This is a genomic window from Pseudarthrobacter sp. NamE5 (genome assembly GCF_005796225.1).
Taxonomy (GTDB): domain Bacteria; phylum Actinomycetota; class Actinomycetes; order Actinomycetales; family Micrococcaceae; genus Arthrobacter.
Genome location: NZ_VAHO01000010.1, coordinates 93,205 through 114,094, shown reverse-complemented (window position 1 = coordinate 114,094; position 20,890 = coordinate 93,205). Strand labels below are relative to the sequence as shown.

The window sequence follows — 20,890 nt, the reverse complement described above, 5'->3', positions numbered from 1 at the left end:
CTGGCTGCCTGCGCCTAGTCGTCGCTGAGCTTCTTCCAGTCCTGCTCCCAAATCCGGCGCATTTCCTCGTCCTTGCGGATGGGGACCGGCGCGGCGATCTCCTTCTGCGGCTCGGGGTCCACGCGGCGCCGACCCCAGTCCCTGGGGTTCAGCGAGCGCCGGCTGGAGTCCAGGAGCAGCAGCGCGCGGTCGGTCAGGGCGTCATTGCGCAACGTCATGTGTGTTTTGCGCCGGCGCAGGACCTCGGCCAGGGCCTGGTTGGCCGCTTCCAGGCGCCCCTCGCGGCGCAGTGCCCGCGCCCGAACCAACAGCAGGGCGGCGGAGAGGTCGTCGGCGTTGAGCAGGCCCTCCGTCCAGTCGATCACGGTCCTGCTCCTGCCCAGGGCCAGCGCGAGCGAACACCTCGCGAGCGCCATGGGGAGCGACGGCGGCAGGCCGGAAAGCGCGTCCAGCGCCGCCTCGGTGCGGCCTGTTTCCCGCAGCGAATGGGCCAGGGCCAAGAACACCGACTCCTCGCTGAAGAGGACCGGGATCTCCACCCGCTCGGCAAGTTCGATCCTGGTGACAATGCGCGTCAGGTAGGTGGACGAGTAGCGGTTCGCTTCGTCGTCGTTCCTTGTGGTGAGCCCGCGCTGCAGGAGCTCGGAAGCCCGGAGGTACCCGCCATGCTTGTAGGCGAGCAGCCCGGACATCAGGTAGCAAAGTCCCGCCCAGCCGGGGTAGACACGGGCCAGGGTGATCAGCCGTTCCGGCTCACGGCTGGTGAACACCGCCTCGTGGACCACCTTCGCCGGCTTGGGCAGCATCCGCTTGAGCCGGGGAATCTCCCCGTCGATGGACAACAGGGCAGGGTGCCGGGCCCCGAGCACACCCGTCAGCAGGCCACCGACTCCCCCGGCCAGATCGTGGACCGGCGTGCGCAGTTGCGGCTGGCCGAAGGGGGTGAGGTCCCGGCTGTCCCAATAGATCGGTGCAGTATCCCCGGCGGTCATCTTTCCATGTTAACCGGGAGCTGCTGCGGCACTGGCGGCCTGCCGCAGGGTGATTCGGGGAAGCCCAGGCAGCACGGGAAGACCGGCGCCCACTTGTTCATGCAGGCATTTTCCGCAAGGGTGGTAAGGACCCTTAGCAGTTCCGCTCATCATCAAAGGAGAGCCCGTGAACATCGACAAGTCCCAGATTCTGGAACTCCTCAGGAACAACGGAGACAATGACAAGGCCGCCCAGGCCGAGGCAGAACTGCCGGACCAGGTGGATACCGAGCAGCACGCCGGGCTCCTGTCCAAACTTGGCATCAACCCTGCAGACCTGCTCGGTAAACTTCCCGGCGGCCTCGGCGACAAGCTGGGAGGGCTGGGCCTCTAGTTGGACGGGAAAGGCCGCGCCTTGTCGGGATTTATGCCCGCTCCATGAACCATTCGGTGAAAGAGGAGGCGCGGCCGTCCCCGTTAAACCGGATGACCCACAGGTTGTCATAGGTGGGACGGTCCCCTAAGTAGGTGGTGACACCCTGCACGAACGCGGTGTCCTCGTCCGTTCCCAGCAACTCCCAGGTGAAGGTCCAGTTGGCGGGTTCATCCCGGGCTTCCAGCCAGCCCTCAACGATGCCGTCGTGACCCAACCAGGGATTGGGATCATTAGGCCGCGTTTCATAGCGCGCTTCCCCGGTGAAGAGTGCGCGGATGTCCTCGGGCCGGTTGCTGGTCCAGGCAGTCTGGTAGTTTTCCATCCACGCCCCGACGTATTCCCGTGCAGCGCTGTGCTCCATCATGCTGCCGTTTTACGCCTCCGGCCTCAGGGCTGCAAGCGTTCAGCCGCCGGCGGCAGCGATCCAGACACCCACCACCCAGGTGCTGGCTGCCAGGCAGGCCAGGCCGAATTCAGTGAGCATCCCCAGTCCGGTGGCCTTAAGGGCCGCCCAGCTGGAGGTCGCCGCGCTTCCGATGTTCCGGGTACGGAGGAACTCGCTCAGCAGCAGGCCGGCGGCGAACCCGACGAACAGGCCCACGACGGGGATGATGAACATACCCACCACACCGGCCACCAGGGCGGCAGCGATGCTTCGGCTGGGAATGGCATGCTGCTTGAGCTTCCTGCCCGTTAAAACGGCGCTGGCCGCCATCCCTGCCACCACGAACACCATGGCAACCGCGAACACCACCCACCCTGCCGTGCCGGCTCCGCCCCAGATGGCCCAGGCGAGAAGGCTTGCGCCGATGAGGATGCTGCCGGGAAGTACCGGGATGACCGTTCCCGCCACGCCCACTAAGATCGCCAGGCCGCACAGGATGGTCACCACGGTTTCGGAGTTCATGGCTCCCAGTCTATGGTTGGGGCCCGCTTAACCCCGACGGCGGCGCCTCCCGTGCAAAGGAGGCGCCGCCGTCGTACATCCTGGCTGGGAAGGCCCTACTCCGCTTCTACCGCAGCGGCGACAGCAGCGGTGACCGTCGGGGCAACGCGCGGATCGAGGGGGCTGGGCACGATGTAGTCCGCCGAAAGGTCCTCCGCGGCCAGTTCAGCGATGGCATAGGCGGCGGCAAGCTTCATCGCGGGAGTGATGCGGCGGGCGCCGGCGTCCAGGGCGCCGCGGAAGATGCCCGGGAAGGCCAGGACGTTGTTGATCTGGTTGGGGAAGTCGCTGCGACCGGTGGCCACCACGGCGGCGTACTTGACGGCGACCTCTGGCAGCACCTCCGGGTCCGGGTTGGAGAGGGCGAACACGATGGCATCCTGGTTCATCAGCTTCAGGTGCTCCTCGTCCAGCTTGGAGGAGGAGACGCCGATGAAGACGTCGGCGCCGGCAAGGGCCTCAGCGGGGCCGCCTTCGACACCGCGGGGGTTGCTGCGGCCGGCGATGTCAGCTTTCTTGCTGGCAGTGTCCGCGGCCAGGTCGGCCCGGCTGCTGTTGATGACGCCGCGGGAGTCCAGCAGGACGACGTCGCTGATACCGGCAGCCAGAAGGATTTCGGCGACGGCGATGCCTGCCGCACCCGCACCGGAAACCACGACCCGCAGCCCCTGCAGGGCACGGCCGGTCACCTTGGCCGCGTTGGTGAGTGCCGCAAGGGCCACGACGGCGGTGCCGTGCTGGTCATCGTGCATCACCGGGCAGTCCAGGGCTTCGATGAGTTTTTCCTCGAGCTCGAAGCAGCGCGGGGCAGAGATGTCCTCAAGGTTGACCGCACCGAAGCTGGGGCGCAGGCGGACCAGGGTTTCCACGATCTCGTCCACGTCCGTGGTGTTGAGCACCAGCGGAATGGAGTCCAGGTCGCCGAAAGTCTTGAACAGGGCCGACTTCCCTTCCATGACAGGCAGGGACGCACTGGGCCCGATGTTGCCCAAACCGAGCACTGCCGTGCCGTCACTGACCACCACCACGAGGCGCTCGGCCCAGGTCAGGGTTCGCGCAAGCTCGGGCCTGGCATGGATGGCCCGGCTGACATCAGCCACTCCCGGGGTGTACGCGATGGAGAGGTCACGCTTGTTCGCGAGCGGGACGGTAGTGCCGACGGAGAGCTTCCCGCCCTGGTGGGCTCCGAAGATCTCTTCTTCCGTCAGGGCAGCCGCTGCAGAATTGTCGATGGTTGGGATTGCGTCAATGGACACGTCGTTGTCTCCTGGTGCTCGCCGTGGACACACGGCTCATGGGGCCCAGCCCGGCAGGCTGAGGCGGGGGCAATGGTGCGGCAGGAAACCCAGGGGTGGCGGGCCCGTCGGAGCGTGGAGGATTGTTCCTGCTGCTCTGTGGACAATGCTAGGTGGCCGAAACCGGCTGACGTGGCGATTTGACAGGCGCAACTGCGTGCCACAACGTTTTAGCAGCGGTCTTTGTGAGCTACGCCACCCCTATATGCCTGATTTAACCAAGTATTGGACTAGACCGGTTACGCGCTTTGATGCAGTGTGTAGCCGGACTCTGCAGACGGAGAGAGGCGGGCGCAGGCTTTTTTGAGGTCCTCCTCGGCTTCAAAGAGGGACAACCTGCGGTTTCGTACGGACTGGACCAGACCAGTGACTGCCAGCAGGAGAACCCGGGCCGCTGTGGCGTCACCGCACGCCGCAGCCACGGCCTTTTCACTCAGCGCGTCGATCTCGCGCAGCAGCGCAGTGGTGTCCCTGTCCGGGAGGTAGACCCCGCGGCTGAGGCACTGCTCCACTGCCGGCTGCATGACGCGCATGTGGAAGATCTCCATTACCAGGTTGGCCAACGCCCTGCCCCTGAACCGGGATGCGGTGGCCCGTCCGGCCCCCTGCAGCTCCTCCAGCTGGTGCCGGTACAACGCCAGCATCAGGTGGGTGGGTGACGGGAAGTAGCGGTAGAGGGTGCCCAACGGCACGTCAGCCTTGGCCGCCACTTCGGGAAGTTCCACCGAGTCCAAGCCTTTGCGCGCAAAGGTTCCTGCCGCTTCGAGGATCTTTGTGTAGCGGTGCCGCTGGCGTGGCGCGGAAGGCCTGGGGGCCATGGGCGGATGGTCTGAAATGGTGTCGGGCATCAGCATTCCGGGGTTGTGTTCCTATGGTGGAGCAGCCAGGACCGCCCCCATAGCGGACCGCCGGCAGTCCGGTTCAACTATACGGCACAGCATCATGACGTAATTGGTCAGGCGGCTTACCTCCGGGCGGCCGGAGGCGTCAACGGACCCCTTTGATCTTCACCACGAAAACAGCCCCCAGCAGGCCGATTGCCGCTGCAATGAGAAACAGCGACTGGTAGCCGCCCCAGTGGGTAACCGCCACGAAAGCCAGGAAAGGCGCCACCACCTGGGGCAGGGAGTTGGCCACGTTGATGACCCCCATGTCCTTTCCCCGGTCAACAGCCTGCGGCAGGACCTGCGTCAGCAGCGCGAAGTCCACTGCCAGGTAGGCTCCGAAACCGATGCCGAGGACGGCAGCGCCGGCAAGGGCTCCCGGCCAGACGGGGAAGAAGGCCATGATCATCCCTGCCATGGCATTGATGGCGGACGAGCCAATGACGAACGGCTTGCGCTTGCCGGCCCTGTCGCTCCAGGGCCCCGCCACCACCGCGGTAATCATGACCATCAGGGCGTAAATACCCGTCAGGACGAGCACACCCGCCGCCGGGTCCCCATAATTCAAAATGTCGCGGAGGAAAAACAGGAGGTAGACGATGGTCAGCTGGTTGCCCACGTTGACCAGGAAGCGCGTCAGCCAGGCCCAGGCAAAGTCCGGGTACAGCCGCGGACTGATCCAAAATCCGCGCAGGAAGCCCAGCAGCCTGAACCGCGGAAGCACCCCGCCGGGCAGCACCGGATCGTTGCGGTGGAACAGGTACGGCAGCACGGACAGCAGCAGGGCGGCGGCACAGAGCCAGTAGCCCACCACGAAGTTTCCGGACACCACTGCGCCGAAGACAGCCCCGGTGAGGATTCCCAGCGTCTGGCCCATGGCGGCCAGTCCGCCGACTTTCCCACGCTGCGGCACCGGGACCCGGTCCGGAACTGCAGCTGTGATGGCGGCGTAGGCGGCGTTGGCGCCAAGCTGGACCAAGGACCAGAACAGCACCATCAGGGCAACGGTGGTGGCTCCGGACATGGCCAGGAGGGCCGCCGTTGCCAAAACGGCCCCGGCCAGCACCCATGGCGACCGGCGGCCGAAGCGGGAGGTGGTGCGGTCCGAAAGGGCGCCAAAGAGCGGGTTGGCCACCAGCGAGACCGCCGCTCCACAGGCCGTGGCAAGGGAAAGGATTGCTTCCTTGCTGGGCTCGTCGATGCTGATCGCCTGCTGGCCGATGAACACGTTGATGGGGCCGAAGAACGCGGCGTTGATGCCCACGTTCACCAGGACCAGCCCGGTGACCCACCTGGCGGTAACTTTCCGGGTAGGCTCAGCGAGCGCCGCCGCCGGACCGTCCGGCCCGGCGCCGCGCTCCAGGGGTGCGGGAGTTTCGGACAGGCTCATGAAGTGCTCCCGCGGATACAGGCTGACGGCGATGAAAATCAGACTATCGTGGGCGTAACCGTGCCGCCCTGTCATACCGGCAAGCCTTCTAACGAAACCGCCCCGGGGATCAAGGAGAACCAGATGAACGCAGCGTCTACGCCAACGGAGGGCACCGCCGTCAACACTGCCGATCTTTACGACGAGCGGGGCGAGGAACTGGCCTCCGTGTCCCTGCAGTTCCAATCCCTCGGCGGGCGCTCGCACTTCAGCGGGAAGGTCAGGACCATCCGCTGCTTCCAGGACAACGCCCTGGTGAAGTCCACGCTGGCGACCCCTGGAAACGGTGACGTGCTGGTGGTGGACGGCGGCGGTTCACTGGGAACTGCCCTGATGGGGGACATGATCGCCGAAAGCGCCGTGGCGCACGGCTGGTCCGGCGTCGTGATCAATGGCGCGATCCGGGACCGTGAAGCCATCGCTGGGCTGGACCTGGGCGTCAAGGCACTGGGCAGCAACCCGCGCAAGAGCGCCAAGGCAGGCGCCGGCGAGGTGGACGTGGATGTGGAGATCGACGGCGTGACAATCCGGAGCGGAGCCATGATCTGGTGCGACCCGGACGGGATCCTCGTGGAGCGTTAATCAGGAAGTCTCCTGAGCGATGACGACGGCGGCACGTCCCGCCGTCGTCGTCTTCCTTTGAGGTCGTGGCAGGGAGTCCGCCAACGGGGCGCGCGTTTCAACTGGAACACTGCGCGGTGGCGTGGAACACTGTTAGGCGCGTGTGCGCCGGCCCGGGCCGGTTCCGCAGCCGACGACGTCCGCACCGCATCCACCCAAACCCAGACCAAGGGAGAACCATGCCCACTGCCCAGGAGCAGACAACCACCCAGGTGCCGCGGCGGGTGATCTGGCTGGCGCTCGCAGGGGCGGTGGGCGGATTCCTCTTCGGCTTCGACTCGTCGGTAGTCAACGGCGCCGTGGATGCAATGAAGGACGAGTTCGCGCTGTCCGAGGCCGTGACCGGCTTCGCTGTTGCCGTCGCCCTGCTGGGTTGCGCAGCGGGCGCGTACCTGGCCGGCAAGGTGGCAGACCACTACGGGCGCATCCCCGCCATGAAGCTGGGCGCCATGCTGTTCCTGGTCAGCGCCCTGGGCACCGGCTTCGCCTTCGGCGTATGGGACCTCATTTTCTGGCGCCTGGTGGGCGGACTGGGCATCGGCCTAGCCTCGGTCATCGCCCCTGCCTATATCTCGGAAATTTCCCCGCGGCAGGTCCGCGGCCGGCTGGCGTCGCTGCAGCAACTCGCCATCACCACGGGCATTTTCGCCGCACTGCTGTCCGATGCGCTGCTGGCTACCAGCGCCGGTGGGGCTGACCAGGCGTACTGGCTGGGAATCGAGGCGTGGCGCTGGATGTTCCTGGCCGCTGCCCTGCCCGCCGTGGTTTACGGCTGGATCGCCTTTACCCTTCCCGAGTCCCCGCGCTTCCTGGTGTTCCTGGGCAAGGAAGAAGAAGCCCGGAAGGTCTTCAATTCGATCGTCCCGGAAGGGGAAACCGACCGGCACATCCGCGAAATCCGGGAGGCCATCGAGGAAGACAAACTGGCCGGCCAGAAAGGGTCCCTGCGCGGCAAGACCTTCGGCCTGCAGGCAGTGGTCTGGGTGGGCATCATCCTCTCCGTCCTGCAGCAGTTCGTGGGCATCAACGTAATCTTCTACTACTCCACCACCCTGTGGAAGGCCGTGGGCTTCCAGGAGAAGGACTCGCTCACCATCTCCGTCGCCACCTCCGTCACCAACATCCTGGTGACCCTGGTGGCCATCGCCCTGGTGGACCGCATCGGGCGCCGCCCCATCCTGCTGGCCGGCTCCGTGGGCATGGCGGTGTCCCTGGGCGCCATGGCCCTGGCGTTCTCCTCCGCCGTGGGGACCGGCTCCGAGATTTCCCTGCCGGGCGTCTGGGGTCCGGTGGCACTGGTGGCGGCCAACGTCTTCGTGGTTAGCTTCGGTGCTTCCTGGGGTCCGCTGGTGTGGGTTCTGCTTGGTGAAATCTTCCCGTCCCGGATCCGTGCCCGGGCGTTGGGCCTTGCGGCGGCCGCGCAGTGGGTGGCGAACTTCGTGATCACGCTCAGCTTCCCGGTGATGGCGGCCGGCTCGCTGCCGCTGACCTACGCCATGTATGCGCTCTTCGCGGCGGCGTCCTTCTTCTTCGTCATGTTCAAGGTGCCGGAGACCAACGGTATGTCCCTGGAGCAGGCGGAGACGCTGTTCGTGGCAAAGGGCTCCGCCAAGGCCTAGGACGCTCTCTCACTTAACGCCGCTTTTGGTGGAACCCTCTCTCACTCAACGCCGCTTTTGGTGCAACCCTCTCTCACTTGTTCCCGTGAGGGAGGGTTTGCCTGTTACCCGTCACGGACGCGGGAGTCACCAAAAGGTCAGGGAGGGTCCGCGGGTCAGGCGAAGTAGACGCCGATCCGGTTGCCATCAATGTCCTCGATCCGGATGTCGATGTCGTAGACATCCCGCAGCATGGCCTGCTGCATGATCTGCCGAGGGCTGCCCTGGTGGACCAGCCGGCCGTCCTTCATGGCGAGTATGGTGTCGGAGTAGCAGGACGCAAAGTTGATGTCGTGGACCACCAGGACGATGGTCTTGCCCAGCTCGTCGGCCAGCCGGCGCAGGAGCCGCATCATTTCCACCGAGTGCTTCATGTCCAGGTTGTTCAGCGGCTCATCGAGGAGCAGGTACTGGGTATCCTGGGCCAGGACCATGGCGATGAAGGCGCGCTGGCGCTGCCCGCCGGAGAGCTCGTCCACGAACTTGTCCGCCAGGGGCGTCAGGTCCAGGTGGGCGATGGCCTCCTCCACCTTGGCGAGATCCTCCACCGTGGGGCGGCCGCCGGAGTGGGGAAAACGGCCGAAGGCCACCAGGTCCCGCACGGTCAGCCGCATGGTGAGGTGGTTTTCCTGCCGCAGGATGGCCATTGTCTTGGCGAGTTCGCGGCTGTCCGTGGAAGCGACATCCAGCCCGGCTACCGACACCTCGCCGGACTCGAGGGGCTGCAGCCTGCTGATCAGCGAAAGCAGCGTGGATTTCCCTGCCCCGTTGGGCCCGATGATCGAGGTGATGCCGCCCTGCGGGATGACGCAACTGACGTCGTCGAGGACGGCCTGGCCGCCGTAGCTCTTGGAGACATTGCGGACCGCGATGGTCATTTCAGGGAGCCTTTCAGCAGGAGGTAGAGGAAGAGGATGCCCCCGCTGAATTCGATGACCACGCTGAGGGCCGTGCCGAACCCGAAGACCTGCTCAAGCACCAGCTGGCCGCCCACCAGGGCGATGGCTCCGATCAGCACCACCATGGGCAGCAGCCAGGCATGGCTGAATCCTCGGCACAGCTGATAGCCCAGGCTCACCACCAGCAGCCCAAAAAACGTCACCGGTCCCACCAGCGCGGTGGACACGGCCACCAGCAGTGAACACGCCAACAGCACGCGCATCACCACTTTCCGGTGGTTCACGCCCACGTTGATGGCCACCTCGCGTCCCAGCGCCAGGACATCAAGGGTGTGCCGCGCCCGCCACACCGCCGCACAGACAACGGCGATAATGACGGCAGCCACCCCCAGCAGCGCCGGGTCCACATTGTTGAAGCTGGCAAAGAACAGGTCCTGCAGGATGATAAATTCGCTGGGTTCCATGAGCCGCTGGAGCAGGGATGACAGCCCGCGGAACAGGCTGCCCAGGACGACGCCCACCAGCAGCAACAGGTGCAGGGAACGGGCCGCCCCGGTGAACATCCAGCGGTAGAGCAGCGCGCTGAACGCCACCATCAGCACCACTTCGACGCCGAACTGCAAAGTGGGCGGCGCGGCCACCACGGAGGCGGCCCCCAGGGTAAACGCCAGGACGGTCTGCACCAGGATGTAGAGCGAGTCGAAGCCCATGATGGACGGCGTGAGTATCCGGTTGGCCGTGACCGTCTGGAACAGCAGTGTGGACACCCCCACCGCCACGGCCACCAGCAGCATCGCCGCCACTTTGGTGGCGCGGCGCGGAAGGATGTAGCCCACGTTGCCCTTGAGTTCGTAGAACAGGAAGAGGCAGACGACGGCGGCAGCCACCGAAAGCAGGATGCCAAGCACAAGGCGCGGCGAGGCTTTGTTGACGCGCTTGCCCAGGGGTATACCGCTGGGGCGGGCCTTGGGCGGGCGCGGTTTCACGGCGAGCGCTTCAGGCATTGCGCTTCCTCAGGATCAGGACGAGGAAAAGGATGGCGCCCAGCACGGACATCACCATTCCCACGGGGACTTCATAGGGGTAGCGGATGGTGCGGCCGATGATGTCGCAGACCAGCACGAACGCGGCTCCGAAAACGGCGGTCCAGGGGACGGCGCGGCGGAGGTTGTCGCCGAAGATGAGGGACACGATGTTGGGCACCACCAGCCCCAGGAACGGTACGGCGCCCACGGTGGTGACCACCACGGCAGAGATCAGGGAGACGATGACCAGGCCCAGGCGCATGGTCCGGGCGTAGTTCAGTCCCAGGTTGGTGGTGAAGTCCTGGCCCATGCCCGCCACCGTGAACCGGTCCGCGGCCAGCAGGCCCACCAGCATCAGGGCTGCAACAATCCACAGCAGCTCGTACCGGCCCCGGAGAATGCCGGAAAAGTCACCGATCATCCAGTTGCTAAGGGTCTGCAGCAGGTCGAACCGGTACGCGAAAAACGTGGTGACGGCGGCGATGATGCCGCCCAGCATGATGCCCACCAGCGGTATGAGCAGCGTGTTGCGGGCGGGCAGCCGGCGCAGAATGGCCAGGAAGAGCGCTGTTCCCAACAGGGCGAATACGCTCGCTGTCAGCATCTTGACCAGCACCGGGGCCTGCGGGGCGAAGACGGTGACCGCCAGGATGCCAAGGGTGGCGGACTCGACGGTTCCCACCGTGGACGGCTCAACGAAGCGGTTCCGGGCCATCAGCTGCATGATCAAACCGGCAACAGCCACCGCCATTCCGGCCAGGAGCACTGCGAGCGTCCTGGGCACCCGGGAGATCCAGAAGACCTCAACCGTGGCTTGGTCGCCCGCCAGCAGCGCGGGCAGCGACACGTCGCTGACACCGACGAACATGCTGCCGGCGGCAAGGACAAGAACCGCAACTGCGGCCGCAGCCAGGCCTGCACTGTGGCGGGCCTGGCTGCGGGTTGCCGGCGCAAGTGGGCGCACGGCGGTGGCAGTCATGGTGATGGGACCGTGGGTGTGGCTAGGCTACGGAGGCGGCGACAGCGTCCACCATTGCCTGGACGTTGTTCAATCCATAGCCCACGATGTACCAGCCGGCGGGGTCGAGGTTGATCACCTTGTTGTTCTTGGCGGCGTTGGTGGACTGGACCAACTCATTGTCCAGGATGGGGTTCGCAGCGGAGCCTTCAGTGCCCACCGCGGTGTCGCGGTTGATCACATAGAGGATGTCCGGATTGGCCTGCTTGATGTATTCGAAGGAGATCGCTTCACCGTGGCTGCCCTCCACCTTGACGTCCGCTGCAGTGGGGACGCCCAGGACGTCGTGAATGATTCCGAACCGGGAGCCGGCGCCGTATGCGGTCAGTTCGCCGCCCGAGGTCAGGACGATCAGGCCCTTGCCGGCGCCGGCCGCCTTGGCCTTGGTCTCATCCACCGTGGCGTCAACAGCACCGAGCTTTTCTTCCACCTCCGCCGACTTGTCGAAGATGGTGCCTAGCTTTTCAGTCTGGGCCTTAAAGCTTTCCATCGGGCTGGCCGCGTCGATGGAGAGGTCGATGGTGGGGGCGATCTTGCTCAGTTCCTCGTAGGCCCCGGCGGTGCGGCCCGAAATGATGATGAGGTCCGGGTCGCCGGCGCTGACGGCTTCGAAGTCCGGCTCCTTCAGTGACCCGATCTTGGCGTACTTGTCGTCGCCGTACTTGCTGAGGGCCTCCGGGTACGCGGCTTCCGGAACGCCGGCAGGCTCAACGCCCAGAGCATCCAAAGTGTCCAAAACGCCGAGGTCAAAGGTGAAGACCTTTTCCGGATTGACCGGGACGTTCCCGGTGGTGCCTTGCGCGTGCTCCACGGTGATGGTTTTGGCTTCGTCGGCGGCAGTCGTTGCCGTCGCGCTTCCTCCGCATGCCGTCACGGTTAAAAGCGCTGCTCCCGCAGCCAGTGCCCCAAGGTAGCTCGAAAGCTTTTTCTTCACGTTGTCTCTCCAGTCGGCCAATACATCACAACTTCGTTGCCTAATAGCCCAGAGCCTATAAGTAAGGGAAGGCTAACTTCAAAACGGAAGGGCTCCGCTTGAGCCGTAAGTGGCAGACATCACAAAGGGCGACGCCGGCACTTGGGTAAGTGCCGGCGTCGTGATTGCAGGAGCGTTGGAGTAAAGCCACAGGAAGTGGGAAAGCGTTCCTCCCGCGGTTCAGGCGGGGGTGCGGGCCACCTCCGCCTGGCGCTCCTCCACCAGCGTTGCCACGGCGTTGAACAGCGGATGGCCCTCCTCCAGTCCGGTGATCCGGGCGGTGGCCTCTGCCGGGCTGCTCGCGGCCAGGATGGAGGCCAGCTCCGTCGCTTCGGTATCTGCCGGATCGTCGAAACGCAGGGCAGCGGCGATGGCACCCAGGAGCGCCTCCGGCACCACGCCGCGCTCGGCGAGCTCGGCAGCGGGACCGATGAACCGCTCGTGCCGGCTCAGCTTCCGGAGCGGGGCCCGCCCCACGCGGTTGACGGTATCCGGCAGGTGCGGGTTGGAGAACCGGGCCAGGATCTTCTGGACATAGGCTTCCTGCTCGTCGTTGCTGAACCCGTGCTTGGCCACCAGGAGCTGCTTGGTCTCCTCCAATACCGCCCGGACATCCTCGGCAACGTCCTGGTCAGCCATGGCATCGGAGATCTTTTCCAGGCCGGCCTCGTAGCCGAAGTAGGCGGCGGAGGCATGGCCCGTGTTCACGGTGAACAGCTTCCGCTCGATATACGGCGAGAGGTCGTCCACGAACGTGGCGCCGGGAATGGCGGGGGCGTCACCGCCAAAGGCGGTCCGGTCGATGACCCACTCATAGAACGTCTCCACCGTTACGTCCAGCCCCTGCCCCGGTTCCTGGTTCGGGACAATCCGGTCCACCGCCGTGTTGGCAAACACTGCCTTGCCGTCCAGCTCACCGGCGGCGGCCCCCGGCTGGGAGGCCACCTCCTTGGCCAGGATGTCGGTGGCATTGATCGCGTTCTCGCAGGCCATGACCTGCAGGGGGGCCAGCCCCGGTTCCCGCGCAACGATGCCCTTGGCGATCACCGGAGCCACGAACTTGAGGACATGCGGGCCCACGGCGGTGGTGACGATGTCCGCCGTCGCGATTTCCGCAATGAGCTCGGCTTCCTGGGTGTTGGAGTTCAAGGCCCGGAAGTTACCCACCAGCCGTTCCGTTGCCTCCTCACCTACCTCGTGGACACGGTAGCTGTCCGCTGCTGCCAACTGTGCGATCAGCTCCTCGGCGACGTCGGCGAACACCACCTCATAGCCGGCATCGTGCAGGAGCAGTCCCACGAACCCGCGTCCAATGTTGCCGGCGCCAAAATGTACAGCCTTCACTATGCGTTGACCTTTCCGAAGAGCTCCAGGACTTCATCCACGGAGGTCGCTGCCTCCAGCCGGGCGACCTGCTGCTTGTCCGTGAAGACCTTCGCGATGGAGGACAGGATGTGCAGGTGCTCATTGTTGACGCCGGCGACGCCCACCACGAACTTGACCTGCTTGCCGTTCCAGTCGATGCCCTCGGGGTAGCGGATCACCGAAACCGCCGACTTGCGGATGTGGTCCTTGGCCGCATTGGTGCCGTGCGGGATAGCCAGGTAGCTCCCCATGTAGGTGGACACCGACTGCTCGCGCTCGTGCATGGCAGCGATGTAGCCCTCGTCCACGGCGCCGCGGGCAAGCAGCAACCTGCCGGCTTCGTCAATGGCGGCATCGCGAGTGGTGGCTGAGCCGTTCAGTACCACGCTCTCGCGGGCGAGCACCTCGGAAGTGCCGGTGCCTGCTGCCGCCGTGGCCGTTCCGGCGTCGGGCGCGGCGTCCACGCGAGCGTCAGCAGCGTGAGCGCCGCGGGTGGCGGCGCCGGCTGATGCCGCTGCCGCGGTTCCTGCCGCTGATGCCCCGCCAGGCGTCCCCTCGCCGGGCTCAGTGCCCGGGACCGTGCCGCCTTCAATATTGCTTTCGCGGACCAGATCAACTATTTCGTCGTAGCGCGGGCTGCTCATGAAGTTGTCCACCGAGTAGTGGACAGCGCTGGACGTGGCCGGCTTGGCACGTTCGGTCAGGTCCTGGTGGGTGATCACGACGTCGTAGTCGTCGCGGAGGTTGGCGATGGACGCGTTGGTGACCTTCACGTCCGCGAAGCCGGCGGCCTTGATCTTGTTGCGCAGCACGGAGGCGCCCATGGCGCTGGAGCCCATCCCGGCGTCGCACGCAAACACGATGTTGCGCACCGGCCCGGCGAGGACTCCCACTCCGCCGCCCGTGGCGGCACCGGCACCCGCACCCGTCAGGGTGGAGGCCACAGAACTCTTCTTGCCCTTCATCTGCTCCATCCGGGCCGTGGCGTCGCCGAGGTCCGTCTCGTCACTGTGCTTGGTGGTCTTCATGATGACCGAGGCCACCAGGAAGGAGACAGTGGTGGCCAGGAGGACGGCCAGGATCACTCCTACGTAACTGTCCCGGGAGGTCTGGGCCAGTACGGCAAAGATGGAACCGGGGGCGGCCGGAGCCACCAGGCCCGAACCGGTGACTGCCAGCGTGGCCACACCCGTCATGCCGCCGGCAATGGCGGCCAGGATGAGCAGCGGGCGCATCAGCACGTAGGGGAAGTAGATCTCGTGGATGCCGCCGAGGAAGTGGATGATGGCGGCACCCGGTGCGGAGGCCTTCGCAACTCCACGTCCGAAGAACATGTACGCGAGCAGAATGCCCAGGCCGGGCCCGGGATTGGCCTCAAGCAGGAAGAGGATGGACTTGCCCTGCTCCAGGGACTGCTGCACGCCCAGCGGGGTGAGCACGCCGTGGTTGATGGCGTTGTTCAGGAAGAGCACCTTGGCCGGCTCGATGAAGATGCTGGTGAGCGGCAGCAGCCCGTTGTCAACGAGGAACTGCACCACATTGCCGGCCCCCGTGCTGAAGGCCTGCACCACCGGTGCGATGGCGTAGAAGCCCAGCATGGCAAGCAGCGCGCCCCAGATGCCGGCGGAAAAGTTGTTGACCAGCATCTCGAAGCCGGGACGGATCTTGCCGTCCCAGATCGAGTCGATCTTCTTCATGGTCCAGCCGCCCAGCGGGCCCATGATCATGGCGCCGATGAACATGGGGATGCCGGCACCCACGATCACGCCCATGGTGCCGATGGCGCCCACCACGCCGCCGCGGACGTCGTAGACCATCTTGCCGCCGGTGTAGCCGATGAGCAGCGGCAGCAGGTAGGTGATCATCGGCCCCACGAGGCCGGTGTTCGTTTCACCCTCGGCGTTGGTGCCGAAGCCACCCAGTTCCGGCACCGGCAGCCAGCCCTTTTCGATGAAGAGGGCTGTGATGATGCCCCAGGCGATGAACGCGCCGATGTTGGGCATGATCATTCCGGACAGGAAGGTCCCGAACTTTTGGACGTGCACGCGCGCGCTGGTGCGGGGTTTTGCAACTGTCTCTGTTGCCATGAGATTTCCTAACCGTCTGTCCTGCTGCTTCGCAGGATGGTCCGATGATTACGACGACGTACTGCTGGGTGGCCTGGGTTCAGCCGGCCGGGCTGGTGGAGATCCGGTGGAGCCATTCGAGGAAGAGCTTGAGTTCCGAGCTTGAGAGCTGGTCAGAGTGCGAGGCCTGAAGTGCGGCGTTCAGGGCAATCGCTGCCACCACCACCGAAGATTTCCCGGCATCACCCGGGGCCGCGCCGCTGGCGGGCTCGGCAGACACCGCAAAGATCATGGCGTCCCGGGTCATGGTGGACAGTTCGAGGTTCCGTTCGGAGGCGGGTTCCGCAATCAGCATCAGCGTCACGCCCACGTTGGCCGCCAGGATGGACCTGGCTGCTTCCCGGGGCTGGACGTTCAGCTGGCCCGCCGCCGCTGCCTTGTTCAGCATCTCCTCCATCAATGCCTCGGCATCTGCGACGATGGCCGGCCGGCTTTCCGGGCGGATATTGCCAAACATCACCAGGTACAGTTCCGGCTGGTTGAGCCCGAACTGGACATGGTTGTCCCACATCCTCCGGATGTCTTCGAGCGGGTGTCCGGAGGGGGCGAAATCCCTTTCGCCCGCCACATATTCTTCAAAACCCGCGGCGACGACGGCGTCGAACAGACCTTCCTTGTCGCCGAAGTGGTGATACAGGGTGGGAGCTGATACCCCCGCCAGCTGCGTGATCTGGCGGGTGGAAACGGGCGCTCCCGCCGAGTTTGCCAACAACTCCGCGGCAGCACGGAGCAGCCGCATTTTGGGGGGAAGCTGGCCATCCAAACTCATAACCGCTACCCTAGCACCTATAGCAGTGCTATATGAACTGAATCACATACAATTTTTTCAGGCACGTTTCCCGCCTCCGGATGCAGCAGTCCTTCGGCGGACCGGCAAGGCGCCGGACAGATCGGCGGGCCTGGCAACCGGCAGAGAATGAGGACCTTCAGTGCAGAACTTCCCAGGAGTAGGCGTCAGTCCAGGCCGCGTCATCGGCACCGTCAAGCAGATGCCCAAACCGATCAGCGAACCCCCTGCCGGCGAGCAGCTGCCGGCCGGCACCACTGCAGAGGAAGCCACCGCAGCACTGAAGGCAGCCAGCCAGGCAGTCCACGACGACCTGAAGGCCCGGGCCGCGCATGCAACGGGTGACGGCAAGGCCGTCCTGGAGGCCACCGCTCTGATGGCCAAGGACACAATGCTGATCAAGGGCGCGGCCAAGTTGGTGGCGCGCGGCACGTCAGCAGAGCGCGCCATCTGGGAGTCCGGATCTTCGGTTTCGGAGATGCTCCACAACCTGGGCGGCTACATGGCCGAACGCGCCACCGACGTCCTGGACGTGCGCGCCCGGATCGTCGCCGAACTCCGGGGAGTGCCCGCGCCCGGGATCCCCGCGTCCAACACGCCCTTCGTTCTGGTGGCCGAGGACCTGGCCCCCGCGGACACCGCCACCCTTGATCCCAACAAGGTGCTCGCGCTGGTCACAGCAGGCGGCGGGCCACAGTCCCACACCGCGATCATCGCCCGCTCCCTTGGCCTTCCCGCCGTCGTCGCGGCCGTCGGTGTGGACAAACTTCCGGACGGCACCGAGGTGTACGTGGATGGCGCCGCCGGCAATGTCACCGCCGACCCTGACGAATCGCTCCGCGCCGCAGCAGAGGCTTGGGCAGCCACCGCTTCCCTGCTGGCCGAGTTCAGCGGCACGGGCGCGACGGCGGACGGCCACCTGGTGCCGCTGCTCGCCAACGTGGGCGGCGGCAAGGACGCGGGGGCGGCCGCAGCCCTGGGCGCCCAGGGCGTGGGGCTGTTCCGCACCGAATTCTGCTTCCTGGAACGGGACACCGAGCCCAGCGTTGAAGAGCAGGCCGCCGCGTACAAGAGCGTCTTTGACGCCTTCCCGGGCAAGAAGGTGGTCCTGCGAACCCTCGACGCCGGAGCGGACAAGCCGCTCCCGTTCCTGACCGATTCCACTGAACCCAACCCAGCCCTGGGTGTCCGCGGCTACCGCACCGACTTCACCACACCGGGCGTCCTGGACCGCCAACTGGAGGCCATCGCGCTGGCTGAAAAGCAGTCCGAGGCGGATGTATGGGTAATGGCCCCCATGATCTCGACGGCGGAAGAGGCCGCCCGCTTCGCCTCCATGTGCGCCGACGCCGGCATCAAGACTCCCGGCGTGATGGTGGAGGTTCCCTCAGCAGCCCTCACCGCCGAAGCAATCCTCCGCGAAGTCAGCTTTGCGAGCCTGGGCACCAACGACCTCACCCAGTACGCCATGGCCGCCGACCGCCAGCTGGGCCCGCTCGCCAACCTGAACACCCCGTGGCAGCCGGCAGTCCTGCGCCTGGTGGGCCTGACTGTTGAAGGATCCCGCGCCGAAGGAAACAACAAGCCGGTGGGCGTCTGCGGCGAGGCCGCTGCGGACCCTGCGCTCGCCGTCGTACTGACCGGACTTGGGGTGAGCACGCTGTCCATGACGGCGCGTTCCCTCGCTGCCGTGGCAGCTGTCCTGAAGACGGTGACCCTGGAGGAGGCCCAGCAGCTGGCCAAGCTCGCCCTTTCCGCCCCGAGCGCCACGGAAGCGCGTGCATGGGTGCGGGAGAAGCTGCCGGTCCTGGAAGAACTGGGGCTCTGATCGAGCTTAGGCGGTGACGCCGAAGCCGTTTTCTGCGCGGACCCAGCTGGTGATGGTTTCGGCGGCCATGCCGGGGGCGGTGTGCTGGAAGACATGGCCCTGGCCCGGAATCTCGGCCACGGCGCCCTGCGGCGCGACGGCGGCAAGGTGTTCGCACCAAGGCCTGCGCGCAATGGGATCCTTCGTGCCGCGGAGCACCAGGGCCGGCTGGGTAACTGCTGACAGCCGTTCCGCCATGGGATACTCCATCATCACGGGAAGCTCCGTGAGGTACCAGCGGGGTCCGGCGCGGAAGTAATCGCTGAACACCACCGCATTGCAGGACAGCGACTCACTGAACATGGCGTCGCGGGTCAAAGCCAGGGCCTGCTGCGGAACAGACTTTTTGCCGGCATCCACTACGGGGCCCATCAGCACGATTCCGGCGACTTCTTCCGGCTGCCTAAGCGCCAGTTCCGCGGCGAACTGGGTGCCCATGGAGTGCCCCACCGCAATGTAGCCACTCACCCCTGCATCCGATAGGACAGCTGTGATAAACGCCGCGTAGTCCTCCACCTGAAGCTGGCGGGAAGGGCGGGAAGTAGGGCCAAAGCCGGGCAGGTCGAAGCTGTAGACATCCGCCCCCTTGGCCAGTTCAAGGTGCAGCCGGGCCAGGTACCGGTGGGAAACCCCGATGCCGTGGAGCAGGACGTAGGCGGGACGGGCAGGGTGTTCGGGCCCGTCAGGGCCGCCTTCCGGGCGGACAGAGGCGTAGAGCCTGCCCCGTAATCCGCCTGCTTCCACATCTATGCCGCCGTCAAGTGCCATCTGCCGAGCATACCGCCCGGGAGCGCTGGGCCGCCGGTAGGCTGGGGGGCATGGCACTGATAGCTCCCCGGATCACCGGCGCCCTTCCTGCCGAAGATGCGGAAAAACTGCACCGGGCACTGGCCGGCAGTGATGACATCACCGTCTTCGTGGACGGCACAGTCCACCGCCTGCCTCCCCTGGCAAGGGACGCCGTCGTGGACCTCCTGCACCGCTTTAGCCGCGGCGAAGCCGTGACCGTCAGCAGCGTGGAGGACATGCTCACCACCTCGAAGGCAGCGGAGCTGGCGGGCATCTCACACACCTATCTGCGCAACATGACGGACCGCGGCGAAATCCCCGTGGAGTACCGCGGGAGCCACCGGCGGATTCCGCGGGCGGCCATCATGGCTTGGCTGGAGGGGCAGAAAAAGGCCGCACAGAGGGACCCGGAGAATCCCGAAGAAAAGGACGGCTGACCCTCCCCGCAGACTTCCCGTGGCGCTAAATCCTGGGCCGGCCCGCCCAGCGCCGCATCTTCAGGGCTGCGTGGAGTTCCAGCCGGGCCATCCCCTTCAGGGGATCCACGCCCAGCAGCTGGCGGATCCGGCCGAGCCTGTTGTAGATGCTGCTGCGGTGCAGGTGGAGCTTGCTGGCCACATCCTGGACTGAGCCGTCGTTGTCATACAGGAGTTCCAGGACCGGGATGAGCTCGCCGTTGCGGTCATGGTCCTCCAGCAGCCGGAAGTATACCGAACCCGAGTCAGCCCAGGCGCTGGCTCCCCCGCCCGCCGAAGCCAGGAGCTGGTAGACGCCGGTATTCCTGCAATCTACGAGTTCGCCAAGCTGCGGGTCTACGGCCGCCGCCTGGGCCGCGAGCTTGGATTGCCGGTAGGCCCCGGCGAGACCCCGCGGCCGGTTAAAGCCCTCGCTGATACCCAGAATGATCCGGTGCACCGGCCGCCCCGAACGCTTCGCGAGCTCCAGCTGGTAGTGGACCAGCACCTGGGCGTGGTTCGCCCGGCCCGACAATTCGCGGAACAGGACTACTGCGTGAGTGTCCGTTCCGGCGCTGAACAAGGCGGCGTCGACGCCGATGGTCGCCTGGAGCGCGGCAGAGCGGTGAATGAGGGTGGAAGCGATGGGGTCCGGCCCGCCTGCCCAGCCCTCGGCATCGAGCACCGTCACCACCTGCCAGGGGCCCCGTCCCTGGATCTCGTTCCAGCCCGCGATGGCAGCAACGGCGTTGGGTTCCCCGGCGCAGGCCGACAGGAATTCCCGCTCCCGCATGCGCCGGAATTCGGACTCCGCCGTATTCGAATCCAGCAGGAGGCCGGACAGCATCTCGAGTTCGTGGCTGACGGCCGGCAGCTGGCTGAGGATCGCCGTCGGGCTTTCGTCTTCCGAGTCCTGCTGGACCCAGAGATAGCCAACACGGAAGCCCCGGACCATCAGCGGAACGCAAACGCGGCCCAGCATGCCCAGGTTCGGGTTCGCGGGAACCACCACGGGGCGGACAGCGGTGGCGATGCCGTGCGAAAGCTGCCACGCGCTCACGTCCGCCGGCACTTTCTTGCTCAGCAGGAAGTTCACACGCACACGGTCCGCATGCGACTGGTTGGAGCTGTACGCGAGCAGCACCCCGTCCAGGTCCTCCAGGGACAGGCCGCGGCCCAGCTTCTGTGCCACCTGCTCCACCAGCTGTTCAACACCCTGCTGCTGCATGCGCCAACAGTACTGCCTCGCTGGCCTCCCGGACGAACGGACAAGAGGCGACACTTGCCGCTTCGAGGCTAGACAAATGTCTATGGCGCAACGAGGAAAACCGCGGAGTGACGCGGTT

General features: G+C 65.8%; 20 protein-coding genes. 5 read left to right on the top strand and 15 right to left on the bottom strand.

Features of this window, described 5'->3' with window-relative positions; translation table 11 throughout:
- Window positions 1-14: 14 nt before the first annotated feature.
- Window positions 15-992, bottom strand: coding sequence for a hypothetical protein (locus FDW84_RS13210; protein ID WP_138609991.1), 978 nt, complete (start codon window positions 990-992; stop codon window positions 15-17).
- A 166-nt stretch (window positions 993-1,158) separates the two neighbouring features.
- Between FDW84_RS13210 and FDW84_RS13205 the strand changes: the two genes are divergently transcribed.
- A complete protein-coding gene (locus tag FDW84_RS13205) occupies window positions 1,159-1,365 on the top strand; it encodes a hypothetical protein (protein ID WP_138609990.1) in 207 nt (68 codons plus the stop codon).
- Between the two features lie 31 nt (window positions 1,366-1,396).
- On the opposite strand, the gene FDW84_RS13200 is transcribed toward FDW84_RS13205, so the two are convergent.
- The 5 genes from FDW84_RS13200 to FDW84_RS13180 form a co-directional block, all read right to left on the bottom strand.
- Window positions 1,397-1,771 (bottom strand): nuclear transport factor 2 family protein, encoded by a 375-nt coding sequence (locus tag FDW84_RS13200; protein WP_138609989.1) that lies wholly within the window; start codon window positions 1,769-1,771, stop codon window positions 1,397-1,399.
- Between the two features lie 39 nt (window positions 1,772-1,810).
- A complete protein-coding gene (locus FDW84_RS13195) occupies window positions 1,811-2,314 on the bottom strand; it encodes a DUF456 domain-containing protein (RefSeq protein ID WP_138609988.1) in 504 nt (167 codons plus the stop codon).
- Between the two features lie 95 nt (window positions 2,315-2,409).
- Window positions 2,410-3,609 carry an NAD(P)-dependent malic enzyme gene (locus FDW84_RS13190; protein WP_138609987.1) on the bottom strand — a complete coding sequence of 400 codons (1,200 nt, stop codon included), beginning with the start codon at window positions 3,607-3,609 and terminating at the stop codon, window positions 2,410-2,412.
- Window positions 3,610-3,887: 278 nt separating this feature from the next.
- On the bottom strand, window positions 3,888-4,496 hold the full coding sequence (locus FDW84_RS13185) for a TetR/AcrR family transcriptional regulator (RefSeq protein WP_138610035.1): 609 nt from the start codon (window positions 4,494-4,496) through the stop codon (window positions 3,888-3,890).
- Between the two features lie 139 nt (window positions 4,497-4,635).
- Entirely contained in the window at window positions 4,636-5,922 is a 1,287-nt protein-coding gene (locus tag FDW84_RS13180; protein WP_138610034.1) for an MFS transporter, read from the bottom strand.
- Between the two features lie 123 nt (window positions 5,923-6,045).
- Between FDW84_RS13180 and rraA the strand changes: the two genes are divergently transcribed.
- Both rraA and FDW84_RS13170 read left to right on the top strand, forming a co-directional pair.
- Window positions 6,046-6,543: a ribonuclease E activity regulator RraA gene (rraA, locus tag FDW84_RS13175; protein WP_138609986.1), complete on the top strand. Its 498-nt coding sequence runs from the start codon at window positions 6,046-6,048 to the stop codon at window positions 6,541-6,543.
- Between the two features lie 218 nt (window positions 6,544-6,761).
- The gene (locus FDW84_RS13170) at window positions 6,762-8,201 is read left to right on the top strand and encodes a sugar porter family MFS transporter (protein WP_138609985.1); all 1,440 of its coding nucleotides are present in this window, start codon (window positions 6,762-6,764) and stop codon (window positions 8,199-8,201) included.
- 155 nt (window positions 8,202-8,356) lie between these two features.
- Here the strand turns inward: FDW84_RS13170 and FDW84_RS13165 are convergent, their stop codons facing one another.
- The 7 genes from FDW84_RS13165 to FDW84_RS13135 form a co-directional block, all read right to left on the bottom strand.
- Complete coding sequence (locus tag FDW84_RS13165; protein ID WP_138609984.1) at window positions 8,357-9,118, bottom strand: iron ABC transporter ATP-binding protein; 762 nt, start codon at window positions 9,116-9,118, stop codon at window positions 8,357-8,359.
- Window positions 9,115-10,143, bottom strand: a complete 1,029-nt coding sequence (locus tag FDW84_RS13160; protein ID WP_138609983.1) for an iron chelate uptake ABC transporter family permease subunit — start codon at window positions 10,141-10,143, stop codon at window positions 9,115-9,117. Before FDW84_RS13160 ends, FDW84_RS13165 begins: the two co-directional genes overlap by 4 nt.
- Complete coding sequence (locus FDW84_RS13155) at window positions 10,136-11,143, bottom strand: ABC transporter permease (protein WP_138609982.1); 1,008 nt, start codon at window positions 11,141-11,143, stop codon at window positions 10,136-10,138. The genes FDW84_RS13160 and FDW84_RS13155 overlap by 8 nt, the downstream gene beginning before the upstream one ends.
- A gap of 22 nt (window positions 11,144-11,165) precedes the next feature.
- Entirely contained in the window at window positions 11,166-12,116 is a 951-nt protein-coding gene (locus FDW84_RS13150) for a siderophore ABC transporter substrate-binding protein (protein ID WP_138609981.1), read from the bottom strand.
- A 219-nt stretch (window positions 12,117-12,335) separates the two neighbouring features.
- Window positions 12,336-13,499: a mannitol-1-phosphate 5-dehydrogenase gene (locus tag FDW84_RS13145; RefSeq protein ID WP_138609980.1), complete on the bottom strand. Its 1,164-nt coding sequence runs from the start codon at window positions 13,497-13,499 to the stop codon at window positions 12,336-12,338.
- Window positions 13,499-15,607, bottom strand: a complete 2,109-nt coding sequence (locus FDW84_RS13140) for a PTS mannitol transporter subunit IICBA (RefSeq protein WP_138609979.1) — start codon at window positions 15,605-15,607, stop codon at window positions 13,499-13,501. Before FDW84_RS13140 ends, FDW84_RS13145 begins: the two co-directional genes overlap by 1 nt.
- Window positions 15,608-15,686: 79 nt before the next feature.
- Entirely contained in the window at window positions 15,687-16,415 is a 729-nt protein-coding gene (locus FDW84_RS13135) for a TetR/AcrR family transcriptional regulator (protein ID WP_138609978.1), read from the bottom strand.
- A 160-nt stretch (window positions 16,416-16,575) separates the two neighbouring features.
- Between FDW84_RS13135 and ptsP the strand changes: the two genes are divergently transcribed.
- Window positions 16,576-18,261: a phosphoenolpyruvate--protein phosphotransferase gene (gene ptsP, locus FDW84_RS13130; RefSeq protein ID WP_138609977.1), complete on the top strand. Its 1,686-nt coding sequence runs from the start codon at window positions 16,576-16,578 to the stop codon at window positions 18,259-18,261.
- 6 nt (window positions 18,262-18,267) lie between these two features.
- On the opposite strand, the gene FDW84_RS13125 is transcribed toward ptsP, so the two are convergent.
- The gene (locus FDW84_RS13125; RefSeq protein ID WP_138609976.1) at window positions 18,268-19,068 is read right to left on the bottom strand and encodes an alpha/beta fold hydrolase; all 801 of its coding nucleotides are present in this window, start codon (window positions 19,066-19,068) and stop codon (window positions 18,268-18,270) included.
- A 50-nt stretch (window positions 19,069-19,118) separates the two neighbouring features.
- On the opposite strand from FDW84_RS13125, the gene FDW84_RS13120 reads away from it, so the two are divergent.
- Window positions 19,119-19,526 (top strand): helix-turn-helix domain-containing protein, encoded by a 408-nt coding sequence (locus FDW84_RS13120; protein ID WP_138609975.1) that lies wholly within the window; start codon window positions 19,119-19,121, stop codon window positions 19,524-19,526.
- Window positions 19,527-19,551: 25 nt separating this feature from the next.
- On the opposite strand, the gene FDW84_RS13115 is transcribed toward FDW84_RS13120, so the two are convergent.
- Complete coding sequence (locus FDW84_RS13115) at window positions 19,552-20,772, bottom strand: PucR family transcriptional regulator (RefSeq protein ID WP_138609974.1); 1,221 nt, start codon at window positions 20,770-20,772, stop codon at window positions 19,552-19,554.
- Between the last annotated feature and the right edge of the window lie 118 nt (window positions 20,773-20,890).

Excerpts from the sequence above, each read along its gene's own strand:
- FDW84_RS13210 (WP_138609991.1), bottom strand. The coding sequence starts at position 992 with ATGACCGCCGGGGATACTGCACCGATCTATTGGGACAGCCGGGACCTC.
- FDW84_RS13200 (WP_138609989.1), bottom strand. The coding sequence starts at position 1,771 with ATGATGGAGCACAGCGCTGCACGGGAATACGTCGGGGCGTGGATGGAA.
- FDW84_RS13195 (WP_138609988.1), bottom strand. The coding sequence starts at position 2,314 with ATGAACTCCGAAACCGTGGTGACCATCCTGTGCGGCCTGGCGATCTTA.
- FDW84_RS13185 (WP_138610035.1), bottom strand. The coding sequence starts at position 4,496 with ATGCCCGACACCATTTCAGACCATCCGCCCATGGCCCCCAGGCCTTCC.
- FDW84_RS13180 (WP_138610034.1), bottom strand. The coding sequence starts at position 5,922 with ATGAGCCTGTCCGAAACTCCCGCACCCCTGGAGCGCGGCGCCGGGCCG.
- rraA (WP_138609986.1), top strand. The coding sequence starts at position 6,046 with ATGAACGCAGCGTCTACGCCAACGGAGGGCACCGCCGTCAACACTGCC.
- FDW84_RS13170 (WP_138609985.1), top strand. The coding sequence starts at position 6,762 with ATGCCCACTGCCCAGGAGCAGACAACCACCCAGGTGCCGCGGCGGGTG.
- FDW84_RS13165 (WP_138609984.1), bottom strand. The coding sequence starts at position 9,118 with ATGACCATCGCGGTCCGCAATGTCTCCAAGAGCTACGGCGGCCAGGCC.
- FDW84_RS13160 (WP_138609983.1), bottom strand. The coding sequence starts at position 10,143 with ATGCCTGAAGCGCTCGCCGTGAAACCGCGCCCGCCCAAGGCCCGCCCC.
- FDW84_RS13155 (WP_138609982.1), bottom strand. The coding sequence starts at position 11,143 with ATGACTGCCACCGCCGTGCGCCCACTTGCGCCGGCAACCCGCAGCCAG.
- FDW84_RS13140 (WP_138609979.1), bottom strand. The coding sequence starts at position 15,607 with ATGGCAACAGAGACAGTTGCAAAACCCCGCACCAGCGCGCGCGTGCAC.
- FDW84_RS13135 (WP_138609978.1), bottom strand. The coding sequence starts at position 16,415 with ATGAGTTTGGATGGCCAGCTTCCCCCCAAAATGCGGCTGCTCCGTGCT.
- FDW84_RS13125 (WP_138609976.1), bottom strand. The coding sequence starts at position 19,068 with ATGGCACTTGACGGCGGCATAGATGTGGAAGCAGGCGGATTACGGGGC.
- FDW84_RS13120 (WP_138609975.1), top strand. The coding sequence starts at position 19,119 with ATGGCACTGATAGCTCCCCGGATCACCGGCGCCCTTCCTGCCGAAGAT.
- FDW84_RS13115 (WP_138609974.1), bottom strand. The coding sequence starts at position 20,772 with ATGCAGCAGCAGGGTGTTGAACAGCTGGTGGAGCAGGTGGCACAGAAG.